This is a genomic window from Paraburkholderia sp. GAS448 (genome assembly GCF_050435685.1).
Lineage (GTDB): Bacteria > Pseudomonadota > Gammaproteobacteria > Burkholderiales > Burkholderiaceae > Paraburkholderia.
On record NZ_JBNDKT010000001.1, the window covers coordinates 730313 to 744535 of the forward strand.

General features: G+C 63.7%; 14 protein-coding genes. 7 read left to right on the forward strand and 7 right to left on the reverse strand.

Translation table 11 applies throughout. The features are described from left to right. Positions 1–115 precede the first annotated feature (115 nt). From P3T23_RS03375 to P3T23_RS03390, 4 genes are all read left to right on the forward strand, one after another. A complete protein-coding gene (locus P3T23_RS03375; RefSeq protein ID WP_429314757.1) occupies positions 116–688 on the forward strand; it encodes a sugar dehydrogenase complex small subunit in 573 nt (190 codons plus the stop codon). Positions 689–716: 28 nt separating this feature from the next. Beyond that, a complete protein-coding gene (locus P3T23_RS03380) occupies positions 717–2318 on the forward strand; it encodes a GMC family oxidoreductase (RefSeq protein ID WP_429314758.1) in 1602 nt (533 codons plus the stop codon). Positions 2319–2341: 23 nt separating this feature from the next. Further along, the gene (locus P3T23_RS03385) at positions 2342–3757 is read left to right on the forward strand and encodes a c-type cytochrome (protein ID WP_429314759.1); all 1416 of its coding nucleotides are present in this window, start codon (positions 2342–2344) and stop codon (positions 3755–3757) included. 162 nt (positions 3758–3919) lie between these two features. Further along, positions 3920–4657 carry a metallophosphoesterase gene (locus tag P3T23_RS03390; RefSeq protein ID WP_429314760.1) on the forward strand — a complete coding sequence of 246 codons (738 nt, stop codon included), beginning with the start codon at positions 3920–3922 and terminating at the stop codon, positions 4655–4657. A gap of 36 nt (positions 4658–4693) precedes the next feature. Here P3T23_RS03390 and P3T23_RS03395 read toward each other — a convergent pair whose 3' ends face one another. The 4 genes from P3T23_RS03395 to P3T23_RS03410 all read right to left on the reverse strand — a co-directional run bounded on the left by P3T23_RS03395 (position 4694) and on the right by P3T23_RS03410 (position 7800). Then, the gene (locus tag P3T23_RS03395) at positions 4694–5395 is read right to left on the reverse strand and encodes an RES family NAD+ phosphorylase (RefSeq protein ID WP_429314761.1); all 702 of its coding nucleotides are present in this window, start codon (positions 5393–5395) and stop codon (positions 4694–4696) included. Next, a complete protein-coding gene (locus P3T23_RS03400) occupies positions 5392–5829 on the reverse strand; it encodes an MbcA/ParS/Xre antitoxin family protein (protein ID WP_429314762.1) in 438 nt (145 codons plus the stop codon). Before P3T23_RS03400 ends, P3T23_RS03395 begins: the two co-directional genes overlap by 4 nt. Before the next feature lie 169 nt (positions 5830–5998). Beyond that, the gene (locus P3T23_RS03405) at positions 5999–6700 is read right to left on the reverse strand and encodes a fumarylacetoacetate hydrolase family protein (RefSeq protein WP_429314763.1); all 702 of its coding nucleotides are present in this window, start codon (positions 6698–6700) and stop codon (positions 5999–6001) included. 128 nt (positions 6701–6828) lie between these two features. Then, on the reverse strand, positions 6829–7800 hold the full coding sequence (locus P3T23_RS03410; RefSeq protein ID WP_429314846.1) for an AraC family transcriptional regulator: 972 nt from the start codon (positions 7798–7800) through the stop codon (positions 6829–6831). Between the two features lie 229 nt (positions 7801–8029). Here P3T23_RS03410 and P3T23_RS03415 point away from each other — a divergent pair, with 229 nt between their 5' ends. Continuing rightward, positions 8030–8473: a hypothetical protein gene (locus P3T23_RS03415; RefSeq protein WP_429314764.1), complete on the forward strand. Its 444-nt coding sequence runs from the start codon at positions 8030–8032 to the stop codon at positions 8471–8473. A gap of 28 nt (positions 8474–8501) precedes the next feature. Here the strand turns inward: P3T23_RS03415 and P3T23_RS03420 are convergent, their stop codons facing one another. After that, entirely contained in the window at positions 8502–9353 is an 852-nt protein-coding gene (locus tag P3T23_RS03420) for a LysR family transcriptional regulator (protein ID WP_429314765.1), read from the reverse strand. Between the two features lie 98 nt (positions 9354–9451). On the opposite strand from P3T23_RS03420, the gene P3T23_RS03425 reads away from it, so the two are divergent. Further along, positions 9452–9835: a tautomerase family protein gene (locus tag P3T23_RS03425; RefSeq protein ID WP_429314766.1), complete on the forward strand. Its 384-nt coding sequence runs from the start codon at positions 9452–9454 to the stop codon at positions 9833–9835. A 190-nt stretch (positions 9836–10025) separates the two neighbouring features. Here P3T23_RS03425 and P3T23_RS03430 read toward each other — a convergent pair whose 3' ends face one another. Together P3T23_RS03430 and P3T23_RS03435 are read right to left on the reverse strand one after the other, a co-directional pair. Continuing rightward, positions 10026–10667 (reverse strand): lytic transglycosylase domain-containing protein, encoded by a 642-nt coding sequence (locus tag P3T23_RS03430; RefSeq protein WP_429314767.1) that lies wholly within the window; start codon positions 10665–10667, stop codon positions 10026–10028. Between the two features lie 120 nt (positions 10668–10787). Next, complete coding sequence (locus P3T23_RS03435) at positions 10788–12266, reverse strand: alkaline phosphatase family protein (protein ID WP_429314768.1); 1479 nt, start codon at positions 12264–12266, stop codon at positions 10788–10790. 365 nt (positions 12267–12631) lie between these two features. Here P3T23_RS03435 and P3T23_RS03440 point away from each other — a divergent pair, with 365 nt between their 5' ends. Then, positions 12632–14218 carry a CHAD domain-containing protein gene (locus tag P3T23_RS03440; protein WP_429314769.1) on the forward strand — a complete coding sequence of 529 codons (1587 nt, stop codon included), beginning with the start codon at positions 12632–12634 and terminating at the stop codon, positions 14216–14218. The last annotated feature ends 5 nt before the right edge of the window (positions 14219–14223 follow it).

Below are 14223 nucleotides of genomic sequence, written 5' to 3' on the forward strand. Positions count from 1 at the left end.
AAAAAAAGCGGCGCGGACCGGGTTTGGGGCAGGCGGCCTGCAGGATGGCAGCAGTGGCGGTGACCGGACCGCTGCCGCGTTGCAGGCTGACACATAAACATCATCTGGAGCCCCCATGACAGATGTTCGTCAGAACGACGCACCTGCAGCACCGCTATCGGCGAAGCGCCGCGCCTGGGTCCTCGGTGCATGCGCAGGTGCTGCTGCGCTCACCTTCACGACGGCAGGCCGCTTCGGCCAGCCGTTCGGGATGCCGGGCATTTCTCCCGCGTTTGCCGACGCCCCTGCTGGCGGCGGCCTCGATGCCTTTCTCGCGCTGTCGCAGCACCTGACCGGTCGCAGCAGCTTCGACCCAGTGCTGGGCCAGCGTGTCTACGGCACCCTGTCGAAAGCCGACAGCCAGTTTCCGCAGAACGTCGCCGCGCTCAACAGTTGGTTGCAAACCCACGGCGGCGTGCCCTCCGATACCGTCATTCAAGCCTTGCAGGTCGATCAGCCGCCGCTTGCGAAAGCGGTCGGCGCGATCATGCGGGCGTGGTATCTCGGCCTCGTGGGCGACATGCCTCACGTGCAGGTGGTGGCGTACGAACGCGCGCTGATGTTCGATCCGGTGAAGGACGTGCTGACGATCCCGTCGTATTGCCGCGACGTGCCGTTCTACTGGGCGCAAAAGCCTGGCAATGCCTGAGTCGATCAGCCAGCAGTAAAGGATAGCAATGGCAAATTCAGTTTCCGCTGACATCGTCGTGGTCGGCTCAGGCGTGGCGGGCGGTCTCGTCGCGCATCAACTGGCGCTCGCTGGTGCGTCGGTCGTCCTGCTGGAGGCGGGGCCGCGCATCCCGCGCTGGCAGATCGTCGAGAACTTCCGCAACTCCCCCACGAAGTCCGATTTCGCAACGCCCTATCCCTCGACCCCTTACGCGCCGCATCCCGAGTACGCCCCCGCGAACAACTATCTGATCCAGAAAGGCGACTACCCCTACAACTCGCAGTACGTGCGGCTCGTCGGTGGCACGACGTGGCACTGGGCCGCGGCGGCGTGGCGCCTGTTGCCCTCGGACTTCAGGCTGAAGAGCCTGTACGGCGTCGGCCGCGACTGGCCGATCCCGTACGAAGCGCTTGAGCCGTGGTACTTCGCAGCCGAGGTGCAACTGGGTGTGTCCGGTCCTGAGACGTCGATCGATCTGGGCTCGCCGCGCTCGAAGCCCTATCCGATGAGTCAGTTGCCGCTGTCGTATATGGACCAGCGTTTCTCCGACGTGCTGAACCCGCAGGGCTTCAAGGTTGTACCCGAGCCGGTCGCGCGCAACAGCCGTCCGTACGATGCGCGCCCGACCTGTTGCGGCAACAACAATTGCATGCCGATCTGCCCGATCGCGGCGATGTACAACGGCGTCGTGCATGCGGAAAAGGCCGAGCAGGCCGGCGCGAAACTGATTCCGCAGGCGGTCGTGTACCGGATCGAGTCGGACGAGAAGGGGCTTGTTACGGCAGTGCACTACAAGGATCCGAACGGCAACAGCACGCGCGTGACGGGCAAGCTGTTCGTGCTGGCGGCAAACGGCATCGAGACGCCGAAACTGATGCTGATGTCCACGTCGGACAAATTTCCCCATGGTGTCGGCAACAGCTCCGACCAGGTCGGCCGCAACCTGATGGATCATCCGGGTACCGGCGTGACCTTCCTCTCCAATGAGCCGTTGTGGCCAGGGCGCGGGCCGATGGAGATGACGTCGATCGTCAACTTCCGCGACGGCGCGTTCCGCTCGAATTACGCAGCGAAGAAACTGCACCTGTCGAACGGTGTGCCGACGATGTCCGTCACCGCCGACCTGCTGCAGAAAGGTCTGACGGGCGCCGAACTCGACCGGCAGATTCGCGACCGGGCATCACGCACGTTGAACATCAACAGCTTCCATGAGCATCTTGCGGAGCCGCAAAACCGCATCGTTCCGTCGGCCGATCACAAGGACCCGCTCGGCATTCCGCAGCCGGAGATCTATTACTCGATCAACGATTACGTGAAGAAGAGCGCGGCGAACACGCACGAACTTTACGCGCAGATCGCGAACCTCTTCGGTGGCACTGAAGTGTCGTTCGACGATACTTTCGCGCCCAACAATCACATCATGGGTACGACGATCATGGGCAGCGACGCAGCGGATTCGGTCGTCGACGCGGATTGCCGCACGCACGATCACCCGAATCTGTTCATCGCGAGCAGTGCGGTGATGCCCACTGCGGCGTCGGTGAACTGCACGCTGACGATCGCGGCGCTGTCGTTGAGGCTTGCCGACAAGTTGAAGCGCGAAATCTGACCCAACCCCGACGGAGAGCCACCATGACGAAAAAAACGTCTCGCGTGCAGCCGGCCGGGCCGGGTGCGCAGATGCAAATCCAGATTCAGCGTCGCGACCGCTTGCGCATCGCTTCGCTGGCTGCTGTTTTCTCTGTGTTTGCCTTATACCTCGCGTGGCATGCATCGAACGATCCGGATGAGCAACGTGAAGCATCGGTCACGGCTGTGTTCGCGCAGGATGCATCGCAGGGCGGCGCGGCGTTCGCTTCGCCGGGTCTCGTGAAGCGCGGCGAATATCTTGCACGCGCAGGCGACTGCATCGCCTGTCACACGTCAGACAGGAGCCGCCCGTTTGCGGGCGGACTGCCGATCAACACGCCGTTCGGCACGATCTACACGCCGAACATCACGCCCGATCCGGACACGGGTATCGGCCGCTGGACGGATGCCGATTTCCTGCGCGCGATGCATGAAGGCATCGGCAAGGGCGGCGAACGGCTGTATCCGGCGTTTCCTTATGCGGAATACACCAGGGTCACCGAGGATGACGTGCTCGCCATCCGTGCGTATCTGAATACGCTCGTACCGGTCCACTACACGCCCCCGCGCAATGACCTGAAGTTTCCGTTCAATCAGCGCTGGCTGATGCTGTTCTGGAATCTGTTCAACTTCACCGAAGGGCGCTTCGTTCCCGATCCGAAAGAGAGCGCTCAATGGAATCGCGGCGCGTATCTGGTTCAGGGGCTCGCGCATTGTGAGGAATGTCACACGCCGCGCAATTTCACCCAGGGATTGAAGACGAGCGAGCGCTTTGCGGGTGCGACGCAGGCCGGCTGGCATGCCTTCAATATCACGTCTGACAAGACGGGCGGCATCGGCAACTGGAGCGATGCCGATCTGGTCAGCTACCTGTCCGCCGGCGTTGTACCGGGACGGGCGGGCGCGGCTGGGCCAATGGCGGACGTTGTCGCGGATAGTACGCAATACCTGAACGCCGAAGACCTTCGCTCGATTGCTATCTACATGCGATCGGTGCCCGCGATCAGCGGCGGCGAAGTGCGTCGGCGCGATACGTGGGGGCAGCCCGCCAACGACGTCATCAGCCTGCGCGGCACAAAGATCAGCGGCGTCAACGGAGCACAACTGTTCGTCGCAAACTGCGCGACGTGTCATCACTGGACCGGCCAGGGGATTGGAGCGAGTGCGCCGGGTGCGTATCCATCGTTGATCCACAACAGCACGGTGGGCGCGGCGACCGCGAATAACCTCGCGATGGTCATCCTGCATGGCGTCAGTCGTACGACGAAAACCGCCGATGTGCTGATGCCATCATTCGCCGGTGAACTCACCGATGATCAGGTGGCAGCGATCACGAATTATGTGACGAAACAGTTCGGCAATCCGCAGTCGACGGTCACCGTCGATCAGGTTTCGAAGCTGCGTGCAGCGCCACAATGACCTTTGATGCGCGAGCGTCGGGTAGAGATTGCTGGATGACTTCCGTCCGGCTCGCGGGCCGCTTACGAATCCTTTGCCGCAACGATGTTCAGCGGCTGTGCGCAGATCTGGAACGATAGGCAACGCGCATACGGGAATTGCTCATGGCACTATCATTGTGCTATGGACTCAACACTCGTCACTGACGTTTGCCATCACTCGACCAACCGGACGGGTCGCGACTTTATCGTTGGCGATCTGCATGGCTGCGTCGATGCGTTGCGCTATCTGCTGCACGAAATCGAATTCGATCCGGCGCGTGACCGTCTGTTCTCAGTGGGCGACCTGGTCGACCGTGGCGCGCAGTCCGAGGAGGCGCTGGCGCTGCTCGAGAAGCCATGGTTCCACGCGGTGCTCGGCAATCACGAGGACACACTGATCGCGGTCGCCGAAGGCCGCTTGCGGCGGCAATGGTGGTATGGAATCGGCGGCTCGTGGGCTGCAGCGCTGCCTGACGAACGGTTGCGGCACTACGCGGAGAAGTTGCGCACGTTGCCGCTCGCGCGGGTGGTCGGCAGTGGTAGTGAGCGCTTCAATGTTCTGCATGCGGAGTTCTTCGGCTCCGATGCCGATCTCGACGCGGGCGTCTTTTCCGACGAGGCTCGCCAAAGACTGTTGTGGGGCCGCGAACTGGCGATCGGCAATGGCGACCCCGAGCGGCAGCGCGGGCTCTCGCTCACCTATTGCGGTCACACGCCGATGCGCGAATTGCAGCAGATCGGCTCGCAGGTGTTCATCGACACCGGCGCGTTCGGGCCGGGTGGCAAGCTGACCATCGTCGAAGCGCGCAGGTCCCGTCGCTGGCAGGTGACGGTCGATGCCGCGCGTGCCGAAGGCGCGGCTGCGCTGGCGCTGCCCTGACCTGTTCCGTCCTTTCGGCTGTGCGAGAGGTGGCGTTCAGCCGACCTGATTCAGTTCGAAGACCATGTCGACGGCGCTGCCGTTCCAGTTGTATTCCAGATACGCCGCATGACGGCAGTCGCGCAGCAGCGTCGTCCTGAACGCAGCGAGACACTCGCCTTCGCTGTCTCGTACCGACGGGTACACGATGCCCGCTACGCCCGCCGTTCGCACCGCGCGGCCCAGCGACTGCCCGGCGACATAGTCTTCCGGCGACAGCACCGCAGGATCGAGCGACGGGTCGTCGCGCAGATCGGCCACTTCCCCGCGTGCGATCACCGTGTACAGACGCATCTGTTGCCGCAGTGGCGGTTCGTTCGTCGCCGCGAGGAAGTTGCCCGTGTGATAGCGGGTTTCGGCGATCGCCGTCGCGCGCGACCGGGCGCAATAGAACACCCCATACGTGCCGTCGGAAAAGCGGCTGCCGAGCGGATTCAGATGCGTGAACGCCGCCATGATGGGCCCCCAGCCGGGGCCGAAGCGTCGCTCTTCGGGCGGCACGAGATCCAGTTCGCCGACTTCGGTGCGCAGCCGGTCGTTGGTCATTGCTTCGAGCGCATAGAGCGCCTCGAAATCGTCCGGCGATGCGACGCGGTCGAACAGGTTTACAGCCGGAAAACGTGTGGGAATCACCCGATACGCGGGCGACCAGTCGAGCGGCGCGGCGCGCCAGCGGGCCTGCCAGTGCGGAGAAGTCACGCCCAGCCGCCTCGCATGGCGTCGAGATACTGGCGCACGGCCACGAGATCGCTGATATTGCCTGCCAGCATGCGGTCGAGCGCGCGCCGGCCGCCAAACGGCGGCGCGCTATTCGGGCGCTTGATCCAGGTATCGGCTGCGGACGGCTGCGGCAGCAGAATTTGCAGCGCCTTGTAGATACCCAGCAGCAGCGACAGGCGTTCGAGCGTGTCGCGGCCAAGCCGCGCCGTCTGCGGTTCGGCTTTCCATTTGAAGAAGGTGGAGCGGCCGGGCGACCCTAGCAGGACGATCTGCTCGTCGGCGCTCAGATCCCAGTCGCGCGCGATCCTGAAGAAGGCGCGCAGGCCGGCCGCCGACATTTCGGTCAGCGACGGCTCTCCAGCGGGTCGTGGTAGCGGTCGCTCGTTGGGAAGGGCGCGGGCAGCGTTGGACATGGCTTTAGTCCTTAATTGAACTCTAGGCCAATATTAGTCCATTTATGGATTTATGCAAGGATTGACGGAATCACTTGCGGGTCTACGGGGCGGTTTTGCACCGGCACGAACCGGGCGCGGTGTGCTGGCCGCGCCCCCGGTTTTCTGTCTTCCTGTTGCCGGCCCCGCCTTAGTGCGGTGCAGCGCCTACTTCGAACGCGAATTCCGTCACGCCGTCCACGCCGCCCGTCACTTTGTCGCCCGGTTGGAGAGCGCCGACGCCAGCGGGCGTACCCGTGAAAATCAGGTCGCCAGGCTTGAGCGCCACCGACTGCGAAACGTAGCTGATAATGTCGGCCACCGGCCAGATCATTTCGTTGAGATCGCCTTGCTGACGGACTTCGCCATTGACCGACAACCAGATGCGGCCCGTGCCCGGATGGCCGGTTTTCTCAACCGGAAGCAGCGGCGTAACCGGACCCGACGCGTCGAAGCCCTTGGCCCAGTCCCACGGACGGCTCTGTTTCTTGGCGATGGCCTGCAGGTCGCGGCGCGTCAGGTCGACGCCGACGCCGTAACCCCAGACGTGATCCAGCGCCTTGTCAGGCGAAATCGACTGTCCGCCCTTGCCGATCGCGACGACCAGTTCGATTTCGTGATGCAGGTCCGACGTCAGCGGCGGATAGGGAACCACGCCGCTTGCCGCGACGACTGCGTCAGCGGGCTTGGTGAAGAAGAACGGCGGTTCGCGGTCCGGGTCCGCGCCCATTTCGCGGGCGTGGTCGGCATAGTTGCGGCCCACGCAGAAGACCCGGCGCACGGGAAATCGGCTCGACGAGCCGGCGACTTCGACGGAAGGCTGTTCGGGTTGAGGTACGACGTAAGCAGTCATCTTCTGGTCTCGATTGGGATGAACGACGCGTGCTGGCATGCGTGGCGGCAACCGGCACGTCCATGAGACAAAGATAGCAGCCCATCGCCCGCCGACCGGCGAAGGATGTGTGGATTTTCTGGACTGGATTACGCTCGCGCCCGACGTGGCGCTGGCCTCGCCGGCGGGTCCCGCCTCGCCGGATGTGCCGCATTTGCCGGGTTTGCCGCCGTCGATGGCTGCGTATCGGCCGTCGCATGGTGCGCGTTGCGGTAGTCGCTCGGCGACATGCCCGTGGTTCGCCGGAAACGCCGGGAAAAATAGGCTTCGTCGCGAAATCCGACCGCCTGGGCGATCTCGCCCACCCGTTTGGTGCTGTGCGCAAGCAGCGATTGCGCGAGCGCCATTCGCCGGTCGGTGACGAGTTCCGTGAAGGTCCGGCCGGTTTCCTTCTTGATCAGATGCGCGAGATAGTTCGGCGACAGGAACGCGGCGGCGGCCGCGCTGGTCAGCGAAAGCTCGTCGCTCGCGATCTGCGCGCGAATGTGCCGCATCACGCGGGCCAGCGCATCGCGCCGGCCGGTGCGCTGCTTTTCGCTGTCGGCGAGGCGCTGCAGCGGTTCGGCGTGTCGCGCGCAGACGATACCGATCAATTGCAGCAGATAGCCGCGCAGCAGCGCCGTGGCGCCGAAACCGCGCGCGCCGTCGACTTCGAGCATGCGCGCAAGCAGTTGACGCACTTCGGCCAGATCTGCGTCCGTCAGCACGAAATCGAGGTACTCCTGGAAGCGGAACGGTGCGAGTTCGACGGCGCGATGCACGGATACGTCTTCGAGATCGAGTGGATCGTCTTCCAGGTCGGCACGCAGGAACTGCTGCGAGAAGTTGATGACCATGAAGCGCGATTCCGGCGGATGCGGGATCAGATGCAGCCGGTACGGCAGGATAAAGGCGACTGCGCCGCGCGGAAACGGGCGCCTTGCGCCGCCGATCCGTTGCACCGTGTCGCCGCCGAGGTTGATCTGGATCTGGAAGTAGTCGTGACGGTGCGGCTCGGTGATCGCCGGGCGCGTCGTCTGATCGCGGATATAGAAATCGAGGCGGTCGCTGCGTTCGGGCATCCCGTAGGTACGGGTCGGTTCACTGGCTGCCGGGTGCATGGCTGGTCGGGAGGGACGGTTCAGATGTCATGGTACATGCGCGCGCGCTTTTTCGACGGGCAGGCCGGCGGCCGTGGCCGGTGGGTGCGACGCTATTTCGACGAGATTCGAGCTTGATGAGTTGTCCGTTTCAATTTCCGCCGTGGGTATAATCGCGCCCCGACATTCAATCGAAGATCAGGAGATGGGTGTGCGAGCAGTCATGGTAGCAGTGGCCGTCGGCTTGTTTTCCAGTGCGGCGATGGCGGCGGGCCAGTACATCGAAGTCTGGAATCCGCCTGAAACCAGTCAGCATTCGATGAACGTGAAGAAGCGGAAGCCGGTCGTCAAGGCGCCGAAGCATGACGTCACGCAAACGCGGAGGCAGTTGGCGCAGTGCGAGGCCGGCGGGGTGCACAAAAAAACGCTTAAAGTTGCATCGAAACCGGCACCAGAAAAGCCCAAACCGCGGCGGGTTTCTGTTGTGATGGTGCCGTCGAAAGACGCACAGCAACGTCAGCCGAAAGCTCAAAGCTTCGCAGCGAAAAGCAGCCGCCCGCAAGCGACGACAAAGGTCGCCGACACATCGGGCTCCGCCAGCGTCAGGACGACACCTTCCGCGTCCGGCCGCGAGTTGCCGCCGATCCTGCGCTGACGCCGGCTAGCGCCGCGCGTCAGGCGGCTCAAGCGCTTTCCAGGCCGTTCACCACCAGCTTCAACGTCTCCAGCGAGCGCGCGTCGCGCACTCGCGAATGCAGCGTCACACGGGACGCGGGCAACGCAGGCAATCCAAGCCTTGCGCCGACGTCGACCAAGCCGCGCGGCGCCACCCGCCGCGCCAGCGGTGAAACCGCAATTCCCGCCGCCGCCGCAGCGCCGACGGCGGCCACCCCGCCACCGATAAACGCCTCGTTCCACGCGATACCGGCTTCATTCAGCGCCCGCAGCGCCGCCGCGCGGACGGCGCAGGGTGGGGCGAGCAGCGCAAGCGGCAACGGTTCGTTCACGCGCGGCAGCCAGTCAGGCGTGGCCAGCCATGCGATCGGTTCGGTGAAAAGCGCTTCTCCGTCGTGGCGCGAGGTTTCTTCTGGCTCGTTGCGGATGATCACGGCGTCGAGCCGCCGCTCGTCGAATTGCTCCAGCAAGGCCGCCGACATGCCAAGATGCAACTCCAGTACCAGCGCCGGATCGTACGCCTTTAGTCTCGCGAGCAGGTCGGGCAGGTTCGGTCCAGCCACATGCTCGCTCAGACCCAACGCCAGCCGCCGATTTCCGACCGACAGCGAGCCCAGCGCCCGCTCATGGGCGTTCAGCAGATCGCGTGCGGCCTTGAGGAATGCCTGACCCTCGCCGGACAGGCGCACCAGCCGAGGCGTGCGGTCAAGAAGCTGCTTGCCGAGATGTGCTTCCAGCCGTTTCAGCTTGAGGCTGACGGCGGATTGGGTGGTATCGAGCGCGTCGGCGGCGCGGGTGAAGCTGCTCAGGTCGGCCACCAGCACGAACGCCCGCACGGCATCGAGGTCGAGAACCTTCATTTCAATTGAAAATTAATGATATATGCATTGATATCTATTGATTATTGTCCATGAGGCCTATTCTGGCTACGTAAACTTTTTCCCGATGGAGATTTCTCATGCCGCTCACCCGAATCGCACTCCGTACCGGCAAGCCGGCCGAATACCGCAAGGCGCTGACGCAAGGCATCCAGCGCGCACTGATCGACACATGCAACGTGCCGGCGGACGACATTTTCATGCTCATCAACGAGCACGACGAAGCTAACTTCGTATTCGACCGGCAGTACCTCGGCGTCCAGCGCAGCGACGACCTGGTGGTCATCCAGATCACGTTCAACAACACGCGCACGGTCGAGCAGAAGAAGGCGCTTTACCGGCAGGTGGCCGATAACCTCGCCGAAAGCCCCGGTTTGCGTCGAGAAGATGTGTTCATCAATCTTGTCGAGGTGCTGAAAGAGAACTGGTCGTTCGGCAACGGGATTGCGCAGTACGCGCTTTGACATCCTGCGGTGACGTGCCGCCGCCCGAAAACCGCACAACGAAACGGGCCGCGGGTCTTGCGACACCACGGCCCGTTTTTCGCTGACGCCTATTCGAGAAATGCTCAGGCGAGCCTGGCGACCACCTCGCCGCCTGCGCACAGTGCCGCGCCCGAGGCCGCGCGGCCGGTGGCGAAAGCTGCGTTCAGGGCTATGGCAGCAAGCCGTTCAGCAGGCTCGTCTTCGTAGGCGAGACGGCGCAACTGCTGGTGCCGATAGAAAACGTGTTCGATCCGATTACCGGCGCAGGGCCGCTGTCAGTCCACCGGACGTTGCAGGAGCCGGGTTGTGCGGTTTGCAACGAAGCGTCGCCGTCCGGTTGTTCGACGACCTGCGCGAAGGCATTGGCGCGCAGGCTGACTTTTTGCGCATACGCTTTCGAGCCGCCGTAGTTCTTCAGCGCCGCATTCACATCGCCGCCCGCAGACCGCACGTAGCCGTACAGGATCGCCGATCCCACTTCGATATTGGTGTCCGGCTCCGTCAGATCGCTGACGTTTTTCAGGAGCCCCTTGTGTGCACTCGGGACCACCTGCATCAGTCCGGTCGCGCCGTGCGCGCCTTTGGCCTTTTCCTTGAAACGGGATTCGATGGAAATGATGGCGAGTAGAAGTGCAGGCGGAAGGGAATATTTCGACGCCGCCGACGTGACTGCCACCGAGATCTGCTCTGCCTTTTCCTTTGCCACGCCGAACTTCTGCGTCAGGTAGGCGGAAATCTGGTCGCTCGTTTCGGCCATCGCGCTTTGCGCGAGGCCCAGCGAAAGCACGATCAGGCAGAGTAAGCGGCTCATGGTCGGTGGACGCGCGGGGAAGCTTCGATTATAGCTGGCGGGGAAGTAGCGGGCAGATTGATCAGATGAAACCCACCCGCAGCCCACAGACAGGCCACCCGCACCCGCCGATATTCGCGCCTAGCTGCCCCCGAAATACACGTCGTCCCGCGAAGTCGAATCCAGCGGAGCTGGCGACACCTTCGGTGCCTGCACGCTCGAAAATGCGTCCGATAGCGACCGCATGATTTGCGCCGCATACTTCCCCGCCTGAACCGCGTCACCGCTCATGGGTGGCCCGAGCGGATTCGGCTGCACGACCGTTTGCAGATGCTGCTCCACCGACACGCCCGGTTGAGTGAGCGGCGCCAACCTCGCCGCGATGTCGTGAAACAGGGTCTGCAAGCCGTTCGGCACAGCATTTTGCGCCGCCTGCAATTCGGCGCTGGTGGTCTGCGGGGCCGTGACATCCAGTTGCGCCGGCGCACGATCCAGATTCAGAGAATCGTTGAGCGCCGCGCTCAGATCAGGCGCGGATGCCTCGCGGGCCGACAACGGCGTTTGCAGACCGAAACACGCTCGTACCGTGCGAATGATCGACGTGTGATCGAACGGTTGCGGGCCCGTTGAGCGCAGGATCGTTTCCGGCTTCGTGTACGGCGAGATGATCACCGCCGGCACGCGCACGCCGTAGCGGTCGAAGTTGAACACCTGGCCCGGACGGGGCGTCTCGGGCGGCACGGCGGCAGGCGGCGGAACATGGTCATAGCAGCCGCCGTGTTCGTCACAGGTGATGATGAGCATCGTCGACGCCCAGTTCGGCGAGTTGCGCACCGCGTTGTAGACCTGTGCGACAAGCGCATCGCCATATGCCACGTTGTGGGGCGGATGCAAGTCGCTCGGCATCTCGAGGCCCGGAAAATATTGAGGTTCCAGAAAGGAGTACGCAGGCATGTCGGTGGAATTCACGTCGGCGAGGAACTCGCAAAATGGCCGGAAATACGCGAAGTAAGGCCATAGCCGCTGCAGCAACGCCGCCTGGGCGAAATCGTGGAAATAGATGCGCCATTTATACGTGGGCGCCAGTTCGTTGAAGATGGTCTGCATCGGGAACGGGAAACCGGCCTTGTCGTTGTTTTCGTAGCCGTTCGCCGTACCGGTGTGTGCGAAGAAGCGATTCGGCCAGGTCTGGCATGGCGCGGACGCGAACCACATGTCGGACACCGCGTAGCTCTTCGCGAGTTGCGTCAGCGCGGGCAGTTCCTCTGGGCTGAAGCAATGCATGATGTCGCGCGCGTTGCCGCCGTGCCGGACGTAGTTCGCGGTGAAACCGTTCATCGGCGGAACGCCGTTTGCGGGACCATTGCCGAACAGCTGCTGCGTGATGTCGACAAAGAGTTCGCCAGGATCAGGCGTAGGCAGCGTGGCGGCGACGGCGCTGCCAGGGTCGGTCCATGGCGGAATCGGCGTGCCGTCCGGTCCGGGATTGCCCGGGTTTTGCACACTCGCGAGGCCCTTGAAGTCGCGGCCATCGGTGTACAGGTGGCCGAACACGTTGTCGAAAGAACGGTTCTCCAGCATCAGAACGACGACATGCTTGATGTCGGACAGCGTCGCCATCGCGAACTCCTCGGTAGGACGCCGGGACTTGTGAAACGCGTCGCCCGGCGTAGATCGTCTGAAAAGGCAGCTGCTATTGCCGGCACAGCCACATACAGCCATGGACGCTGCCATACAGGCAGGGACGATTCCATGGTCCGGAAATTGAAGCCCGCAATTGTGTGCCGCCGTGCGTCCGTAGTCGATGAACGCGTTTCGCAGGCAAGCCATCAGAACATAGGACACCCGGCTGCAAGAGGCAAACAGATCATCTGTCCCCCGAGAGAAGTTGCTTGTCACGTGTGGCCGTGTACCATGAAAAAGTACATCCGCCGATTCGGCGGGCGCGCTACACCGGTTGACCGCGTGCTTTTATCGGAGCGCATATGGGCCGTGTTGTCGAAGTCGTGCTGGATATTCCCGTGTCGGTCGCGGACGAGGGGCTCGGCCAACGGGAGCGCGAAGGTGATGCTCAAACACCAGACCGGCTGGGTGCCGCGCTGATCCAGGCGCTCGACGCCCTACCGGAAACCACATGTGCCCGCACCGGTGAAGGCCGCCTCGAAGTGTGCTGCTTCGACAACGGGCAGGCGATGTCGAATGCGGGCTGGCAGATATCGATCGAAGGTTCGCCCGAGGGACGGCAGTTCGTCGCGTCACGGGTTGAATCGTATTCGCCGGGTGTGACGGTGCGCGAGACGATGTACGAGACTTCGCTTGCCACGGCCGAACTCACCGACGCGGCTCTGGACGACGCGCCCGAGGCGCTCAAACGGGCGCTGGCCCGCGCCGGCAAACTGGAAGCCGTTGCAAGGCTCGAATTCGACCGCACGCGCTGGCAATGGCGCGCTTCGGACGACGTGCGGATCGACATCGTGCTCGATTGCGTCGCTGGTCTGCCCACACCAACCCGTCTGTACGAACTGCGCGTGAGCGCGCCCTGGCCGGAACCGGGCGAGGCGGCCAAACCCGTGCTGGACGCGCTCTTCGCCACGGCGCGAGAGCTGGTCGGCACGCTGCCTGCGTTTCCGGTCCTCCTGAGCGCGACGGAGCGGGCTTGCCGGAGCGAGGCCGAGCGCGCTGACGAACCTGTGCGTGCAGCGCCGATCGATCTCGCCGGCGTGGACACGCCGCATGAAGCCTTGAGGGCGATCGGGCACAACATTGCGCAGCACTGGTTTGGCAACGAGGCTGGCGTGCGCGACGCAGCCGTTCCCGAGAGCGTCCATCAGATGAGGGTTGCGCAACGCCGCCTGAAAACGGCGCTGAGGATTTTTCCGCATTGGGTCGACGAGGCCTGGTCCACGCGCATTGCGCCCGACCTCACCTGGCTGGGCGGGCTGCTCGGCGAGGTGCGCGACCGCGACGTCTTCACCGATTCGACGTTGCCCGCGCTCGCCGCCGCCGACACTGATCCCGAGCGCTGGGACACTGCGTGCGACGCGGCGTCCGCGCAGCGTCTCGAAGCCCGCACGCGTGCACAGGAAGCGCTGCGTTCGCGTCGTTACGCGCAGCTTTCGCTGGCGTGGATGGAATGGCTGTCGGCGCTGGCATCGCGGGACACTCCGGCTGGCGTCAAGGCGCGCACGCTGCGTGGTTACGCCAGAAAGCGCGTGCGCAAGTACTACCGGCGCGTGACGAGTGCACCCAGGCTGACGACGCTCGATGACGCGACGCGTCATCGTGAACGCATCCAGGCCAAACGCCTGCGTTATACGCTGGAATTCTTCGCGCCGATTGTGTCGCACAAGACCCGCTCCGAGGCCGCAAAGACCGTCTCGCGGATCCAGACCGTCCTCGGCGAAGGCAACGATGCGGTCGTCGCGCTGCGCTATCTCGAGCAACTCGATCTGACGCCGTACCAGCAGGGATTCACCCAGGGCTGGTCGGCGGCGACGCGGCTCTACACGGCAAGAGAGGGCGAGCGCCTGCTTCGTACGCTGAAGAAGCCGAAGATCAGCGGCGGCGAGTGACGGAG